The 17,796-nt window shown below is 44.9% G+C and carries 15 protein-coding genes and 2 tRNA genes; 1 reads left to right on the forward strand and 16 read right to left on the reverse strand.

All coding sequences use genetic code 11. The annotated features are described in order from the left end of the window. Positions 1-154 precede the first annotated feature (154 nt). The 13 genes from B2739_RS16235 to B2739_RS16295 form a co-directional block, all read right to left on the reverse strand. Positions 155-241, reverse strand: a tRNA-Leu gene (locus tag B2739_RS16235). 33 nt (positions 242-274) lie between these two features. Beyond that, positions 275-348: transfer RNA gene (locus tag B2739_RS16240), tRNA-Cys, on the reverse strand. A 133-nt stretch (positions 349-481) separates the two neighbouring features. Continuing rightward, entirely contained in the window at positions 482-2,218 is a 1,737-nt protein-coding gene (gene ltrA, locus B2739_RS16245) for a group II intron reverse transcriptase/maturase (RefSeq protein WP_331346897.1), read from the reverse strand. 1,042 nt (positions 2,219-3,260) lie between these two features. Next, on the reverse strand, positions 3,261-3,815 hold the full coding sequence (gene pgsA / locus B2739_RS16250; protein ID WP_331346898.1) for a CDP-diacylglycerol--glycerol-3-phosphate 3-phosphatidyltransferase: 555 nt from the start codon (positions 3,813-3,815) through the stop codon (positions 3,261-3,263). Positions 3,816-3,914: 99 nt separating this feature from the next. Next, a complete protein-coding gene (uvrC, locus tag B2739_RS16255) occupies positions 3,915-5,750 on the reverse strand; it encodes an excinuclease ABC subunit UvrC (protein ID WP_331346899.1) in 1,836 nt (611 codons plus the stop codon). Between the two features lie 37 nt (positions 5,751-5,787). After that, positions 5,788-6,441, reverse strand: a complete 654-nt coding sequence (locus B2739_RS16260) for a response regulator (RefSeq protein ID WP_331346900.1) — start codon at positions 6,439-6,441, stop codon at positions 5,788-5,790. Positions 6,442-6,652: 211 nt separating this feature from the next. Next, the gene (murB, locus tag B2739_RS16265; protein WP_331346901.1) at positions 6,653-7,675 is read right to left on the reverse strand and encodes a UDP-N-acetylmuramate dehydrogenase; all 1,023 of its coding nucleotides are present in this window, start codon (positions 7,673-7,675) and stop codon (positions 6,653-6,655) included. A gap of 42 nt (positions 7,676-7,717) precedes the next feature. Continuing rightward, positions 7,718-8,197, reverse strand: a complete 480-nt coding sequence (locus tag B2739_RS16270) for a low molecular weight protein-tyrosine-phosphatase (protein WP_331346902.1) — start codon at positions 8,195-8,197, stop codon at positions 7,718-7,720. 11 nt (positions 8,198-8,208) lie between these two features. Next, positions 8,209-8,970: a 3-deoxy-manno-octulosonate cytidylyltransferase gene (gene kdsB / locus B2739_RS16275; protein WP_331346903.1), complete on the reverse strand. Its 762-nt coding sequence runs from the start codon at positions 8,968-8,970 to the stop codon at positions 8,209-8,211. Between the two features lie 26 nt (positions 8,971-8,996). Next, the gene (gene lpxK, locus B2739_RS16280; RefSeq protein ID WP_331346904.1) at positions 8,997-10,061 is read right to left on the reverse strand and encodes a tetraacyldisaccharide 4'-kinase; all 1,065 of its coding nucleotides are present in this window, start codon (positions 10,059-10,061) and stop codon (positions 8,997-8,999) included. 94 nt (positions 10,062-10,155) lie between these two features. After that, positions 10,156-10,578: a biopolymer transporter ExbD gene (locus B2739_RS16285; protein ID WP_331346905.1), complete on the reverse strand. Its 423-nt coding sequence runs from the start codon at positions 10,576-10,578 to the stop codon at positions 10,156-10,158. A 17-nt stretch (positions 10,579-10,595) separates the two neighbouring features. After that, complete coding sequence (locus B2739_RS16290) at positions 10,596-11,189, reverse strand: MotA/TolQ/ExbB proton channel family protein (protein ID WP_369799055.1); 594 nt, start codon at positions 11,187-11,189, stop codon at positions 10,596-10,598. 170 nt (positions 11,190-11,359) lie between these two features. Then, on the reverse strand, positions 11,360-13,750 hold the full coding sequence (locus B2739_RS16295; protein WP_331346906.1) for a DNA internalization-related competence protein ComEC/Rec2: 2,391 nt from the start codon (positions 13,748-13,750) through the stop codon (positions 11,360-11,362). A gap of 189 nt (positions 13,751-13,939) precedes the next feature. Between B2739_RS16295 and B2739_RS16300 the strand changes: the two genes are divergently transcribed. Then, complete coding sequence (locus B2739_RS16300) at positions 13,940-14,473, forward strand: DUF2062 domain-containing protein (protein ID WP_331346907.1); 534 nt, start codon at positions 13,940-13,942, stop codon at positions 14,471-14,473. A 77-nt stretch (positions 14,474-14,550) separates the two neighbouring features. Here B2739_RS16300 and B2739_RS16305 read toward each other — a convergent pair whose 3' ends face one another. From B2739_RS16305 to B2739_RS16315, 3 genes are read right to left on the reverse strand one after another with little or no spacing between them, the layout of a single operon-like run. After that, positions 14,551-15,780: a lipoprotein-releasing ABC transporter permease subunit gene (locus tag B2739_RS16305; protein WP_331346908.1), complete on the reverse strand. Its 1,230-nt coding sequence runs from the start codon at positions 15,778-15,780 to the stop codon at positions 14,551-14,553. Further along, complete coding sequence (lolD, locus tag B2739_RS16310; RefSeq protein WP_331346909.1) at positions 15,773-16,459, reverse strand: lipoprotein-releasing ABC transporter ATP-binding protein LolD; 687 nt, start codon at positions 16,457-16,459, stop codon at positions 15,773-15,775. The genes B2739_RS16305 and lolD overlap by 8 nt, the downstream gene beginning before the upstream one ends. Positions 16,460-16,495: 36 nt before the next feature. Next, entirely contained in the window at positions 16,496-17,734 is a 1,239-nt protein-coding gene (locus B2739_RS16315; RefSeq protein ID WP_331346910.1) for a lipoprotein-releasing ABC transporter permease subunit, read from the reverse strand. Positions 17,735-17,796: the final 62 nt, after the last annotated feature.

The following is a 17,796-nucleotide window of genomic DNA, read 5'->3' on the forward strand; positions in this document are numbered from 1 at the left end:
GCCATTTACGCCTCCAAATTTATGCCCCCAATTGTGCCCCCAGAGCGTTGTAGCTTCAAGGGTATTTCGGTGGACGTCTAGAGACGAAAAAAGCCCCGAAACACAGTGTTTATGCGGGTTTCGAGACTTTCTTGGATGTCTTGGAATTTCAAGATGGTGCCCGAGGCCGGACTTGAACCGGCACGACCAAAAGATCGACAGATTTTAAATCTGTTGTGTCTACCGATTTCACCACTCGGGCGGAGTGTCTTTACGTCGGCACGTAAAGAAAAAATGGAGGCGCGATCCGGAGTCGAACCGGACTAGCTGGATTTGCAATCCAGAGCATAACCGCTTTGCTATCGCGCCATTTCGGTCGGGTAGGAACAAGACATTACTGCCCCATTCCCCCCTAAGAACCGTGCGTGCGACTTTCACCGCACACGGCTCAAGTTACTGCAAGCTGATCTAACCAGCCGGCAACATCAGAGAGGCGCGAATATTACACACCTAACCCACTGTATTGCAACTCTTTTATGTACCCTTGACTATGAATCAAAGCGTGACAATTTGGATGAAGTAAAGCACGGTTATCTTTGCGATCAGACCCGCCATCAACACGCCTTACGATGTGATGATCGTGCCAGCCACTTTGCATTGATATTCCGCCGCCACAGTAAGCACACAAGCCCAGTTGTCTGGCAAATAGCGACCAGATTTCTTTGCGGTAGCGCAGTTTATGCCGCATCCGCTGGACTCGTAGTGCCTCCCATTTTTCCTCGTGCTCCGCGTCATACGGATTGTAATCCGCTGGTAGTCGCTTATGGCGCACGATAGGGGTACCCGCTAACCCGTAGAGTCGGCGATACCTCGTTTCTCCCGATTGCAATTTGTACGCTAGAGAGAACACCCAACTACGCTCACCAATGGATTTGAAGTATCGCTTCCTAACCCATTCAATGGACTTATTTGGATGCCTGCGTTTTGCCCATCGCCATATTCGCCAGAAGATAAGATACTCCAGCTTGCCGAAGGTTTGCTTTGCAACCACTGGAGAATGGTACTCCGCCCATCCCCGCAATACCGGATTCAATTGGCCAATTAACGCATCCTGCGTCAATGCTCCGCTGTTGTTAATTATCGCTGCCACTTTTCGATAAAACGCTTGCGCGTTTTTCTTGGATGGCTTGATAAACAGCTTGGCCTTTCGATACGGTGACTTGGGTACATATTTTCTGAAGTTCCACCCCAGAAAATCAAAACCGGCGTTGATGTGAGTAATACGCGTTTTCTCCTTTGATAATTGAACCCCTCGCACCGACAAGAATTCCTCCACCCAAGGCTTCACTTCGCTTTCCAGCAATTCTTTCGAATAGGCCGTAATCACAAAGTCATCCGCATATCTCACCACCTGTAACCCAAGCCGCTTGGATTTAGACATACCAATTGATTGCGCAAAATACGCCTTTAATTGGTTTTCCAATCCGTTAAGTGTGGCATTAGCCAAGCAGGGCGAAATAATGCCACCCTGCGGTGTTCCTGCCTTCGTTTCTGCAAACTGGTGCTTGTCTATCACACCGGCTTTTAACCATTTGTTAAGTATCGTTTTGTTCATAGGAACGTTGCGACACAGCCACTCGTGGTTAATATTGTCAAAGAAGCCCTTGATGTCCCCTTCCAAAATCCAAACCGGCGCCGTTTGCGGCGCAAGCAAGTGGAAAAGTTCTACCATTGCATCAGCGGTTGATCGGTCAGGCCGGAAGCCATAACTTTTCGGGTCGCTGGTGCTTTCTACAACAGGCTCCAATCCCTGCAAGTAAAGCGCCTGCATTGCCCGATCCAACATCGTCGGGATGCCTAGTGGGCGCTTTTCTTGCTTGCCGGGTTTGGGTATCCATACCCGTTTTAGCGGTTTTGGTTGATAACCCCGCTTATGTGACAAACGCTTCACGGCATTCCATTTGGCGGTTGGCGTACTCCATGTTTCACCATCCACGCCCGGTGTCTTTCGACCCCGGTTCTCTGTTACCCGCTTTACGGCCATACAGCGTCCGTAAAACGAGTGAGCAAGCAATCGTTGAAGTCGAAAAACCCTTCGCCAATCACCCGCCTTAGTCGCCTGCGCGATCTTCAATTGCGTCTTCCTAACGGTGCGATAAGCCTTTTCCCAGTTGATCTGGTGCCAGCCTGTCGCCTCGTCAGAGGACGCAGCGTGCATCGTTTCCGATGGTAGATTCATACAGTCCTCCTGAGTGGATAGAAATAACTACCCGTCAGGCGGACGACTCCCCCAAAGGGCAGTGTCTACCCTTCAGGTGAGTTAATGGATTGAAATCAGCAAAAGTTCACGCGCGTGTAAACCAGATGTACGTCAGCCAGGGTTGCCCCAGTCGGTGATATTTCAACCGATATACTCTCCATTACAGAGAGCCATTCGCTTCTTACATCCTCCCATTCCCCACACTCATCAGCACTTTTTACAAAGCGCCTGCCCGTACCGGTGTTCTGGCCGTTGGCGAGTGGTCGGGATTGCCACGTTCCCCGTTTCGTACCGATTCCCTGTTTAGGCTTCATCTTTCCCCCGGTAGTTGTCTGGTGCCGCTACACATGCCCTTATTGTGTAGACCAACTACGATGCCGTTTTGGCTGGGGCCAATAATTGCCGTAGGCCCGTCCGTATTTACGAGGGTTATAACGATGATTCACATAAGTTAGCCATGCAGGTATTGTCACTAGCCTCTTCAAATCCGTGCAATTCAGATTCAAACCGATCTTGTCACCAAAATCAGGAGCCACCGCTTTTCTTAAACAGCAAAAGAGGCCAGCAGAGACATTGTTAATCGAGCTTCACACCTCAAGGTTGGCCCTCAAAGCATGTCGATCTAGCGAACTAACGGACACACGTTAGACTTGATACTCCAAACAAAGATATGGAGCCAAGCAATACGAAACGGAGCACATTTACATGCCTCCGATGTTGAAGTAAGCAAGGACCGTCAAGAGACAGCGAGCTTATTCCGATATACCTCTCTCACTTGTATGCGGGAGAGGTAGCCCATACGGGATACATCCCGCAGGGGTTAATAATGATAAAACTAATATGCTATTTGTTTTTGGTGGCTAGCTACCACACACCGGAGACACGTAAAACGTGTCGCACAGAGGCCGCAGTTCTAGCGGACTCATTTTAAAAATCCTAGTCTTTTCTGAGGCTTATATAGAGGTTTTTTGATGACAACTAGATTACTGTTCAATTGCTGCACAGGCCGATCAAAAAGACGTTATTTATCTACAGAGTCCGGCAGTAAATAAGGCCAAGCTGCGCGCAGATAAATGATCATTGACCACAATGTCAAAACCGCTGCACCAGCCAAGGCAATAAAGCCCAACGGTAGCAATAAAGGAATATTCATTAGTAGCACAATAATTGCCGTCATTTGCAGAGTGGTTTTGATTTTGCCGATATTTGAAACAGCTACGCTGGCGCGTTGTCCGAGCTCCGCCATCCATTCGCGCAATGCCGATATCACAATCTCACGCCCTACAATAACTGCAGCGGCAACCACAAACCAAACTGAATCATGGTGGAGTGTGACCAATAACAATAATGCAATAGCCACCATTAGCTTATCGGCCACAGGGTCAAGAAATGCGCCAAATGGTGTACTTTGATTATATTTACGTGCCACATATCCATCAGCCCAATCGGTGATAGCTGCGACACTGAAGATCAAAGAAGAAACAAAATAAGACCAACCAAAGGGCAAATAAAAGACCACTACGAATAGCGGTATCAAAAATATCCGCAATAAAGTCAGTTGGTTGGCAAGATTCATAGGCAGGTTCCGGCGTTTCAAACAATCATCAATCGGGCGCGATAATACACCAGCAAAGCGCCTTTAACATCTTTTCAGTATGCCAGCGAAGCCCTCTGGCTAATCATTATGAAAAAAAGCGTATATTTCTTCGGCTAATTTCTGGCTGATCCCGTTAACCTTACCCAGCTCGTTTATGCTGGCGTTTTGCACTTCAGTTAAACCACCAAAATGACGGAGCAATTCACGACGACGATTGGCGCCTATACCGGGAATATCCTCCAAAGAAGATGTTTTGCGCTTTTTATCCCGCCGCTGCTTGTGACCAGTAATGGCAAAGCGATGAGATTCATCGCGGATATGCTGGATTAAATGCAATGCAGGAGAGTCGCCCGGCAATACAATTTCCGCTCCCGTCTCCCCATCAAACAGTGTTTCAAAACCTGCTTTACGAGTGGAACCTTTAGCAACACCAATCAAGAGAACATCTTGCACACCTAGCTCAGCAAGAACCTCTATTGCTTTGCCTAACTGCCCTTTTCCACCATCGATCAGTAAAATATCAGGTAATTTACCTTCACCATTTTGCAGACGAGTATAGCGCCGGGTGAGTGCCTGCTCCATTGCGGCATAGTCATCGCCTGGAGTAATGCCTTCAATATTAAAACGACGATAATCTGATTTCAGCGGCCCGTTAGTATCGAATACTACACAACTTGCCACAGTCAGCTCGCCGCTACTGTGACTGATATCAAAACACTCCAAACGCTGTGGTGTATCTTCCAAACCCAAAGCTTCTTGCAGCGCAATGAAACGATCAAGTGAGTTCTTTTTACTATTGATGTGCGCAATTATATTTTGTTTTGCTGCAGTAGCTGCCATTTGTAACCATTGCGCACGATGACTTCGCACTTGATGATTGATAGCAACCTGCCGCCCTGCCGCTTGCTGCAAGGCGGCACTAAGCAACTCAGCATCCTCAAGCAACTCACTTACAATTAATTCGCGCGGGATATCGCGCGCAGTATTCGCCAAGTAAAACTGAGGAATGAACTCAGCAAGAATCTGTGCGGGTGTTTCTGCTAATGTTGCATGCGGATAGAAGCTGCGACTTCCTAAAATTCGCCCTTGACGAATGAAGAGAATATGAACGCAGATGGCAGACACACGCATTTCAGCAGCAATCACATCAATATCACCATTACCTTCTTCAATAATTTGTTGCGATTGAACAGTGCGCAAAGCAGTAATTTGATCACGATATGCAGCTGCTTTTTCAAATGCTAACTGTTGTGATGCTGCATCCATTTTATCGGCAAGTTCATCCAATAATTTATCAGCGTTACCGGTGAGGAATAACCCTGTGTGATAAACATCTGTTTTATAGTCAGATGCAGAAATGAAATTCACACAAGGGGCAGTGCAGCGTTTGATTTGGTATTGCAGGCACGGACGCGTACGATTTCTAAAAACACTGTCTTCGCACTGACGCACACGAAATGTTTTTTGCAAAAAATGTAAGCTTTCTTTTACTGCGCCCACATTAGGGAATGGCCCGAAATAATCTCCCTTTTTTTTCTTTGCCCCACGATGGAAACTAATGCGCGGATAGTCCTCGCCACTGGATATGAAAATGTAAGGATAGGACTTATCGTCACGCAATAAAATATTGTAGGGTGGACGATTGGATTTAATCAAATTTTGTTCAAGAATCAGCGCTTCTGTTTCGTTCGCTGTTACTGTTACTTCAATACGGGTGATGCGAGCAACGAGAGCCTGTGTCTTGGGAGTTAGTCCCGTTTTACGGAAGTAACTTGACAATCGTGCCTTAAGATTTTTGGCTTTGCCAACGTAAAGAACCCCCCCATCAACACCAAACATCTGATAAATACCAGGCTGTTGAGTGGTGTTGGATAAAAACAGGGAATGATCAAAAGCAGCACTGTCTTGCGTCATTAAAAATGCGTCAATGAAATTAGAAAAGAAGCAGTCGCTATACAACTGCCTCAGGATCAAGAAGGTTGTGTTTGACAGCCAAAAGAGTCAACTCTACGTCACTGTTAATCGCAAGCTTTTCAAAAATTCGGTAGCGGTAGGAGTTAACTGTTTTAGGGCTAACGCAAAAAGTATTTGCAATGTCATTCACTTTTTGGCCATTAGCGATCAGCATTGCTGTTTGAAGCTCGCGCTGAGAAAGCTTTTCAAACGGAGATTCCTGAGTCGCACCTCCGGCAAACGTCTTCAATGCAAGCTGCTGTGCAATGCTATTACTCATGTATAAGTCACCGCGAATTACTTTATCAATCGCATCAGTAATCTCAGTAAACTCTGCACCTTTAGTCACATAACCCACGGCTCCTGCCTGCATCAATCGTGTCGGATATAAATCATCATCGCAGGCGGTGACAGCAATAATTTTGATGACCGGATTGACCGTCAGTAATTTTTTGGTAGCTTCAAGACCTCCCATACCGGGCATCTTTACGTCCATAAGCACAACATCAGGCTTCAAAATTCGCGCCTTAGTAACTGCTTCTTCGCCACTCTTGGCGTCCCCAACCACTTGATAGCCGTCTATATCGGCTAACATACGCACTATCCCCATGCGAACTAGATCGTGATCATCGACTACGAGAATCTTTGTCAAACTAGCCCCCAATCCGAAACCGGATACATTACATTGTTGTTATAACTGCCCATTAATAACTGGCACATTTTTAACGATTGTAGTGAGACTCCTGCCAAACTACCACTCTTTAATGACCCGCTTAGGCGTTCTTAAATGCCAATAATCGGATAGCATACTGTTTTGGTTGATTTTTAGCCTGATCTGATTTTCATATCACTTGATTAAAACTTTAGGGATAAACGCGGGGCTCTATTTCCAACCATAGCCCAAACTGATCAAAAATTGACTGCCTAATTAATTCGGCCAATCCTAACACCGCCTGACCGGTTGCTTTGTGTGGATTGATGAGCACCAACGCCTGGTCTCTGTGAACAGCAGCGCCTGAAGCCTCTTTACCCCGCCATCCAGCACGATCAATTAGCCAGCCCGCCGCCAATTTAACTTGCCCCTCCTCAACATCATAAGCAACAATTTCAGGGTAGCGGAGCTTTAATTCCTCATATTTTATTTTGGGAATAACCGGATTCTTAAAAAAACTGCCTACATTGGGGATATCGACAGGGTCGGGCAATTTATTAGTGCGTATCGCAATCACTGCCGCACTCACCAATTGAGGTGTAATTTCTGTTTGCGTGAGAGACGCCAAAGCAGCCCTTAAAGCAGGATATTCCAGATGCATTTGTGGTCGTTTATGCAGTTTGAATGTCACAGAAGTAATCACATAACAGTCTTTCAGTGCATGCTTGAAAATGCTATCTCGATAACCAAATTGGCAACTTTGATTAGTAAAGGTGACACTTAATCCAGAGCGAATATCTAGTGCGGTGAGCTCTGTAAGCAATTCTTTAATCTCTACACCATAAGCACCGATATTTTGAATCGGGGCTGCACCTACGCTACCAGGAATGAGTGATAAATTTTCCAACCCATATAGCGCATTCGCTAGTGTGTATTCCACCAATTGATGCCAGTTTTCTCCCGCAGCAACCTTTAGCCAAGCATAATCATCATCCTCATGAATAATTTCCTTACCTTGGGATTTTATGTGAATTACCAAGCCAGGAAAGTCATCCTTCAAAACAATATTGCTACCGCCTCCCAACAATAAAAGAGATAAATTTTCCGTACGGGCAAATGCCAAAGCCTCTCGCAATTCCTCTGTGTTTTTTACACTGACGAAATAAGCAGCAATTGCAGGCACTGCAAGTGTATTAAATTTCTGCAAATTAAAATGCGGCAAAAATAGTGGCACGATGCTTTACCTGTTGGATTTAAACATTCTCATAAGTAACGCTTATGATAAGTGAAGCTTGCTGCGGATGTGCATCAATAAACCATGAGCAGCCTCTTCTACCAAATCAAGTACCAGCTCAAATCCATCATTACCGCCATAATATGGGTCAGGGACTTCTCGATATTGTTTACTGGAACCAAAATCCAAGAATAAACCCAAGTGCCCTGAATAATGCGCAGGCTTTAACGCTTGCAAATCGCGCAAATTAGCCTCATCCATCGCGAGGATATAATCAAACTCATCAAAATCTTTAATTGAAACCTGACGAGCACGTAAATATGACAAATCATAGTCACGCTGTTTTGCAGCAGCAATAGTGCGCGCATCAGGCGCTTTGCCAACGTGCCAATCACCTGTACCAGCTGAATCTATCAGTAATTGCTGATCCAATTTTTCACGCTTTACCAATTCACGAAAAATCCCGTCAGCTGTTGGAGAGCGACAAATATTTCCTAAACAAACAAATAACACTTTAACCATTCTAATCACTCTCAGCGTTCTAATAATGCTTTAACACGCAATAAATCAGCTTCTGTATCAACCCCCCCCGGCACTTGGGCACATGCTTCCGCTATGTGGATAGCTTCACCATTCGCCAATACCCGCAGCTGTTCAAGTGATTCTATTTGCTCCAATGCAGCCTGAGGCCAAGTTATAAAACGATTCAGTAAAGCAACACGATACGCATAAATGCCTATATGTCGCTGTGCGGAGAATTTATCAGGCAATGTATTAACCTGCGATTGTGCAAAATGATCCCTAGGCCACGGGATTGGAGCGCGACTAAAGTACAGTGCCCTACCCTGTTGATCAGCTACAGCTTTTACAATATTGGGATTACGAAAATCATCGAGGGTATAAATAGGCTCGCTCAAGGTTGCAACACTTGCATATCGATTTTCTGCCAAATTTTTTGCTACTTGATTAATTACCGCAGGGGGTATCAATGGTTCATCACCTTGCACATTAACAACAATGTCATCAGCACCAAGTCCTAATTGTGCTGCAACTTCTTGCAAACGATCTGTACCTGAATTGTGGGTAGCCGACGTCATGCAGATCTGAGCACCAAAACGTTTAGCTACAGCTTCAATGCGCAGATCATCGGTTGCAATAATCACTTTAGTTGCATCACTTTGGCATGCGCGCTCATACACATGTTGGATCATCGGCTTTCCAGCAATGTCCTTAAGTGGCTTGGCAGGCAACCGTGTAGATGCATAACGTGCAGGAATCACAACATAAAAGCCCATAATTTATATCCACGCTAATCGGAAATTTATTTTAATAGGGAACGGGATTTTTTCTGCTCAACAACCCGCTCCAGTTTTTGTGAAAATGCATTCCAAAAAGATTCAGGCAACTCTGCACAAATGGATAAGTAAAACCAATTCTCCTGAGCGAAATCACGACATTTAACTGCATCTTTCTCCGTCATAATAACGGGCAATTGATCGGCAAACACCAAATCATTGGGCGCGAATGAGTAATGGTCAGGAAAAGAATGCAGCGCAGGATGAAACCCCATAGACTGCAGCGTATTGCAAAAACGCTGCGGATTACCAATACCTGCTACCGCATTAACTTCTCTAGGCAAGGTAGCAGGCGCTATTACTTTACCGGTTTTTAGTTCAATCAATTCTGCAGGACGGATATGCATCGGCACATAAAAAAAAGGAGCTGAATCCAAATTTTTTAATTCAAAATTATCAGGTGGGGAGTTCACCACCACCCAATCAACTGTTTTTAATCTTGCCGCAGATTCCCTAAGCGGACCAACCGGTAATCGCCATCCATTACCAAGCCCACGCAAGCCATCGACTACGGCAATCTCGATATCACGCCCCAAACGATAATGTTGTAAACCATCATCACTTAATAAAACATTACAGCCTTGATCTTCCAATAATTTACCGCTGGCAATACGGTCTGCACCAACCACAATAGGAACATTGGTTTGTTGAAAAATAGCCAAAGGCTCATCGCCCGCCTCACTGGCCAAGCTACTTGCGTCCAACAAATATGGATACACGGGAGCATGACCGCCATAACCACGGCTTATTACGCCGGGGGTATAACCTTGTTGTTTCAGCCAACGTACAAGCGCAATAATCAGTGGCGTTTTACCTGTTCCGCCTACCGATATATTACCGACAACAATGACGGGAGTCGGCAAGGTTTTTTGCTGATAACGAAGCACCATAAAACGCCGCAAACCAGCCAAGAGAACAAATAGCCAATTCAATGGCAACAGCCACAATGTCCAGCGAGAAGAGCCATACCAGGCATCAAGCCAAGTACGCTGCGGATCGTTCTGCTGTATGGAGGAGGATTGAGATCTCAATTTGGACGGCCTATAAAAACAAAAGGACTTTTGCAGATGTATTACATCCATAAAAGTCCATTATTAACCAGCGAGAATTGTAACCGAGTTACTATTATTTTTCAGGCTCGGGTTGGCGAGTGGTTATACTTAGGTGCGTAAAACCCAATTGACCCGCAGCATCCATGGCTTGCACTACTGCCTGATGGGGGGTTTTGGCATCGGCAGTAATCACTAGAGGAATTTTGTTATTACCTTCCGAGGTTTTTTCCAATGCAGATTTTAAGGTTGCCGCTTTCGAATTCACCAAAGCCTTGCCATTGATCGAGTAACTACCCTCTGCACTGATCAAAATTTCGATTTGTTCAGGTAACTCACTACTTTGCTCACCAACTGCCTCTGGTAAATCGATACTTAAATGCGTTTCTTTGGTGAATGTGGTGGAGACCATAAAGAAAATCAGCAATAAAAATACCACATCGATGAGCGGAGTCAGGTTGATCCCTTGATCTTCAACTTTCTGGCGATGGAATTTCACTATGCAGCACTCCCGCCTTAAACAACTTTCACATCAACACGACGGTCGCTGTGTAATGCATCAACTAACTTGATGGCTTCTTCTTCCATTGTGACCACAATAGAATCAATCCGACGCTGGAAAAATCGATGAGCAATCATCGCCGGAATAGCCACAATCAAGCCTGCTGCAGTGGTATAGAGTGCTACCGAAATACCGCCCGCCAATACACCGGTATTACCAGTACCTTGGATCATGATAGAGTTGAACACTTCAATCATACCAAACACAGTTCCCAGTAAACCTAATAGAGGGGCGATATTGGCAATAGTCCCCAGAATATTGACGTAACGCTCCAGCTCGTGGATGACTTGATTGGCAGCCTCCTGTACGGAATCTTTCATGACTTCACGTCCGTGCTTGGAATTACTTAAACCCGCAGCAAGGATTTGCCCAAGCGGTGAAGATTGTTTCAGCTCACGCAACTTGGTTGCATCCAGTTGATTATTTTTAATCCAGGTCCAGACTTGTGCCAATAAGGTTTTGGGAGCAATTTTACCGGGGTTTAGCGTCCAATAACGTTCAGCACTGATGGCGATAACAATCAACGAGCAGACCAAAATTGGCCACATCAATATACCGCCAGCTAAAAAAATATCGATCACAGGCAACTTCCTCTTATTTTTTGGGCTAATCCCATAATTTACGATAGGTCATTGTAAATGCGGCGTAACATACCACAAGCAACTCCGATTGACATGGGGGAAGCTTCTTTGTCCTTTATTGTGTGAAAAAGTTGCCGTTAAAACCAATAACGGCGCTGTATTTTTCGATACTCCTCAATAACAGGTGTTTTATTATTTTTATACCACTCAAATATCAGTGCGCCTGATTCTGCCGTATTGAACGCCCTGCTCTGCTGCAGGTGAAAACGCTCTTGTATGATCGGATGAGGATGCCCATGTTGACTGCGATATCCCGCCGAATAAACAACATATGCAGGTTTGGTAAAGTTAGCAAACCTGATCCCAGATGAAGAGCGACTACCATGATGTGCTGCCAACAATAATGTTAGATTTTGTGGAATTTTTTGTTCGTCAAGTAACTGATTCTCTACGCGAGTTTCTATGTCGCCAGGTAACAACACATACTGATCCCGATAGCTAATTAACAAAACGCAGGATTTATTATTATCACTGGTATGACTTGATATAAACACGGGTAAAAACTCAAACCTGATACCATCCCATGTCCAAGCCTGTTCCTGATGACAATTACTGACCGAAGACGGGTTATATTTGTTGGTATCGACACCTACTAATTCACTCAGCAATATTTTTTCTGTGGAGACTTTTTCCAATAACCCACTCATACCACCTGCATGATCCAGATCATTATGACTGACGACCAACACATCCACATGCGTTATACCTTGCGAATATAAATAAGGGGCAAGAATAGCGCTGCCAGCATCGAAACTATCGGTAAATTTAGGGCCAGTATCGTACAACAACGTCTTATGGTTCACTTGCACAACCACTGCCGCTCCTTGTCCTACATCCATAATACTGACTTTTAAATCGGGGCTATTTGGTTGTTCAAGCACAAATGAAAAAATTGCACTGACAACTAAAGCGATCCAACCGATTCTGCGAGGAAAAATTCCTTTGGGCATCAGAAGCACAAGACAGCCCAATCCAATCAATAACGACAGTGCAGGAGAAAAAGCAACAACAGGACTGGCATATTTACCCGTAATATCAAGCATTTTTTGTAATACGATACTTAGCAACTCTAATGCCGCACCACTGCTATCAAGCAAAAAGTGACTAAGCCACAAAACTGACTCATTTAACGCAGCCCCAATTAACAATAAAGGAACAACAAAAAATGTAATCAGTGGGATGGCAATAGCATTTGCAAGGGGGGCAACAAGAGAAACACTACTGACTAAAAGACTTAAAGGGATGATTAAACCAATAAACATCACCCATTGGGAACGAATAAAGCCAACTACTAGATGGGCAACGGAGTAACCATGCCACTGGGTCGTATCGGCTTTAGCGATGCGACGACCAGAAAAATAAAACAACAACAACGCAACTGCTCCAAACGATAGCCAAAAACCCATGTCAAATGCGGCAAGAGGATCCAGTACGACAACAATTACCAATGCGAAACAAAAAATATCTATTATTCGAACACTCCGCCGCCACAAACAAGCACTGTAAAAAAGCCATAGCATAATAAGTGTACGGATCGTTGGGATATTGAAACCTGCCAAAGCCGAATAAAACCCGGCGCAAACAATAGCGCACAACCAGGCAATCATTAGTGCTGGACAAGGGTGCCACAACAATTGAATACATTTTCCCAACCATAGGCCGATGTAAAATCCAAAAATCGCCAAAAAACCAACATGCAATCCTGAAATTGCAATTAGATGACTGGTACCTGTTTGTTGCATGCGCAGCCACTGATCCTTTTCAACCAGCGCAGAATCACCAATGAGTAATGCGACTAATATGCCGCGCTCACTGCTATCACTATGATCCAAAATCCATTGCTGTAATTGATATCGCTGTTTATCGATCCAGTCACTCCATAAGAACGGCGAGTCAATCTGAAGTTGGTGGTGATTTTGCTCATGTTCCACTACATACCCGGTCGCCCCTATTCCCTGCCGTAATAACCATGCTTGATAATCAAATCCGCCAGGGTTAACAAATCCTCGCGGGCGCTTGAGGCGCACACGTAACTGCCATTGGTCGCCTATTGATATTTCCGGGATAGATATAGGTTTTTGATCACGTCGATACTGGTACCAGCTTAGTTGCAACTTTGAAGGGAAGCTGGTGAGGGGTATCGAGGCTCCTGATGCGGTTGATGCTGCAGTGACACGAAAATTAAAACGCACGCGACGATCATCTTGCTCAGGTAACCCCTGAATAGAGCCCAGTACCAATAGATCCTGCCCAACCCATTTGTCTGTAAGCGATATTGCTAATATTTTATGGCCGCTATAAATCCCCCAAGCACACCCCAACAAGAGCGCAAAACAATAGCTTCCGTATCGCCAACGCAACAAATACATCGATGGAAAAAGGATGTACAAACACCATAGAGGCGGAAGGCCGGGCAAAATACTGCAGGCGACAACCGAGAAGGAGAACAATAAAAGATGGAGCGGCACGGTAAGAATCCTTTTACCTGATAGTTGACTGTCAAACGGTTAAGCAAAAAACACCTGTCATCAGACTGTCGTGCAGCTTATGGCATAGTGTCCACCCGCACAAGCGGCCAGGACTGAGGCTCTAATAGTCTTGAGGTGAAATTAAAGGCATAATGCCGGATCATTTTTGGTAGTACTCTGGTTTAAAGCATGGCGCGCAATTTACTCAAACGATTCATCCCTACCCCTGCTGCAATAAAAAGCAACCCCGCGCTCCATTTTCTGGGCGATTTGTTGCATGACCCCAATATTTTTCACTTAAATCGCCACTCTGTTTCAGTAGCTATGTTTTGGGGGCTGTTTGTTGCCTTGCTTCCTATTCCGGGTCAAATGCCTGTCGCCGCAGCCGCTGCATTGATGTTCCGCTGTAATTTGCCACTGACTGTTGCCCTGACCTGGATTACCAATCCATTCACTATGCCCTTTTTCTTTTTCATCACATATCAGACCGGAAGACTTATTTTACAAACAGATCCGATTGCTCTTACAACACCAGAGTTAAGCTGGGATTGGCTCTCTAATGAATTCGGCCACTTATGGAAACCTTTGCTTGCAGGTTCAGTACTGACAGGCTTACTTTTCGGTGGATTGGGCTACTTTGGCATGCAGCTTTATTGGCGCTGGCATGTCAATCACAATTGGAAAAAACGCCAAAAAACGCGCGCAGAAAAATCCAATTCATAGAATGAGTATTCATATTTCCATAAAAAAACCTGCTCATGGCAGGTTTTTTTATGGGTAATAAACACTTTTTTATGCCGCTATTCATAACGTAGCGCATCCGCAGGTTGGATTTTGCTGGCGCGCCACGCAGGATAAAGACTCACGAAAAAACTGATTAACAACGCCGTCACTACCACTTTAGCGACATCTGCCATGACAACCTCAGAGGGCAGATAGGTAATCGGGTAAACATCGGAATGCAGGAACTGAACACCCAATATTTTCTCAATCCACTGCACCAATGGTGTAACAATATGAGAGAGAGTTATTCCCAGTAATAATCCAATCGATGTGCCAATAAGACCAATCAAACCGCCCTGCACCATAAAAATAGCCATAATATCTGCCGTAGATGCCCCCATTGTACGCAATATGGCAATATCACCCTGCTTGTCCACAACCACCATTATTAATGTCGAAACCAAATTAAACGCTGCAATTGCGATAATCAAAAACAGCAACATGCCGACCATGTTTTTTGACATCTGGATAGAATGGTAAATAGGACCGTGTGTTCGCATCCAACTGGATCCCAAATACTCCGGCGGTAGAGTCGCCATAATGTCGCGCACAACCGCGGGGGCGGCAAATAAATCATCCACTTTTAAACGAATACCCGTTACATGTCCTGGGTAACCTGACACATCAGCAGCTGTATTGATATCCATTAACGCCAACACATTATCAATATCGGTATGAGTATCCAGAATTGCAGTAATTTCCACCACTTTTATGCGCGGTGATGAGTTGCCCTCAATGGGGATTATCAAACTCATACTGTCGCCTTGGGTGACTTGTAACTTTTCAGCAATACCACGACCAATCACAATTGCAGAATGGCTTTTTGCCAACCCCTCCAAAGTACCGGCAGGTAAAAATTCTGGCAACTTGGATGTTGTGTATTCTTGCGTGCCATCAATACCGAATATATTTACAGGTGATACCCGTTTTTGATGACTCAGCAGACCTTGTAGCTGAACAAATGGGGATGCTGCTACAACATGTGGATGCCGTTTTAGCTCAGCAACCAAAGAAGCAGGGTCAGCAATTGATCGCTGGTGATAAATCGTCGCTTGTGGCATTACCCCTAAAATGTTTTCACGCAACTCCTTATCAAAACCGTTCATGATCGACATCACCAAAATTAACAAGGCGACACCAATAATCAATCCTGCCGTGGAGAGGCGCGAAATAAACGACACTAAATGACTGTGACGTCGTGAAATACCGTAACGGGTACCAACCAGAAAAGCATAGTGGCTAAACATTCACTAACGCACCATCGGAGAGGGTCAAGGTACGATCCATGCGCGCAGCAAGCCTTGGGTCATGAGTCACCACAACAAAACTGGTACCGATTGATTGATTTAATTCCAGCATTAACTCCTGGATTGAATCCGCTGCATGCGTATCCAGATTACCCGTAGGCTCATCCATCAACACACATGCTGGATTTGTAACCAATGCTCTAGCTATAGCTACCCGTTGACGCTCACCGCCGGATAATTCAGATGGCTTATGTTCGACTCGCTTACCCAAACCGACCCGCTCTAGTAAAGCACGTGCTTTTTGTTTTGCAGTAGCGATAGATTCTTTGCCAATCAGCAACGGCATTGCCACATTTTCCAGAGCAGTAAACTCAGGTAATAAATGGTGAAATTGATAAACAAAACCCAAACTGCGATTCCGCAAACGACCGCGCTCATCGGCACTCAACTCTGATAAACATTCACCAGCTACAATGACCTCACCACTGTCAGGGATATCCAATCCACCCAAGATATTCAACAGCGTAGATTTACCTGAACCAGAAGCACCAACAATTGCCACCCTCTCTCGAGCATTGATGTGAAAATCGACACCGCGAAGCACATCAACAGCCAATGTACCTTGGTGATACGATTTGCTGACATTGTGACAAATCAAAACAGGAGAAACATTACTCATAAACCTAGCCTAAGGTGTTAATGCAAAAAGATCTTTTTATTCATATCGCAAAGCTTCTGCCGGCTCAATCCGGGCCGCACGATACGCGGGATAAAGCGTTGCAATAAAACTTAATAGGAGTGCAACAAATCCAATAAACACAACATCTTGCCACAATAAAACCGACGGCAATTGGCTAATAAAATACACATCTGGATCCAGTACATGCAGCCCCAGTAATGCTTCAATGCCACTCATGATTGAAGTGAGTGTTAATGCAACAATACATCCAATAACTATTCCGATAAATGTACCAAAAAAACCAATAGCACTACCCTGCACAATAAAAATTGCCATAATTTGTCGCGCGCTTACGCCCATAGTACGCAGTACAGCAATATCGGAGCGCTTATCGGCTACCATCAACACCAAACTTGAAACAATATTAAAAGCAGCAACAGCAATAATGATCATCAGTAGCGAACCCACTACTATTTTTTCCATTTTCACTGCCTGAAATAAACTCCCCTGAGTTTGGCTCCAATCTTTCACACGATATCCATCGCCTAATTGATCGCGCAATTCACGCATCACCTGTGCTGCCGCGAACATATCCTCTGTTTTGACGTGTAATCCTTGTGCTCCCGTGCGGCGCAAAAACTTTTGTGCATCATGTAGATGAATCAATGCGAGCGTACTATCAACTTGAGCCCCTACTTCAAACACCCCTACCAAGGTAAAACTGCGTGAGCGAGTAAAAGCTCCCATAGGGGTAATATTAATCTCGGGAGAGGTGATTCGGATCTTATCGCCAGGTGCCAACATTAAACGACTGGCCAATAAACGCCCCATTACAATTCCATAATCACCCGGCTGCAACTGAGCTACATCACCTACAATCATGCGTTGGTCAACAACTGATACCTTTGCTTCCGCTTCGGGTAGGATACCCTGAAGCTCTATAACCTCAACACCACCTGCATACGTCACCATTGCGCTACTGGATATATAAGGTGCAGATGCGATTACTTTTGGGTGCCTCTCAATCTTTTCTGATAAAGATTGCCAATCATTAACAGCCGGCAGCTGGTCGACAAAGCCATGAGGAATAATACTGAGAATTCTCTCTTTCATCTCACGGTCAAAACCATTCATAACTGAAAGTACAACGATTAAAGCCATAACGCCAAGAGCCATACCAATCAGGGAAAAGGCGCTGATAAAAGAGATAAACTGGTTACGGCGCTTGGCGCGGGTATAGCGTAGGCCGATGTAGAGAGGAATATTTTTAAGCATGGCGCATTAAACCCAATTGACCGCGATTGCTCAAGTAAAACCCAATTCTACTTAAGTAAATC

Origin of the sequence: Cellvibrio sp. UBA7661, assembly GCA_002483365.1 — a bacterium.
Classification (GTDB): domain Bacteria; phylum Pseudomonadota; class Gammaproteobacteria; order Pseudomonadales; family Cellvibrionaceae; genus Cellvibrio.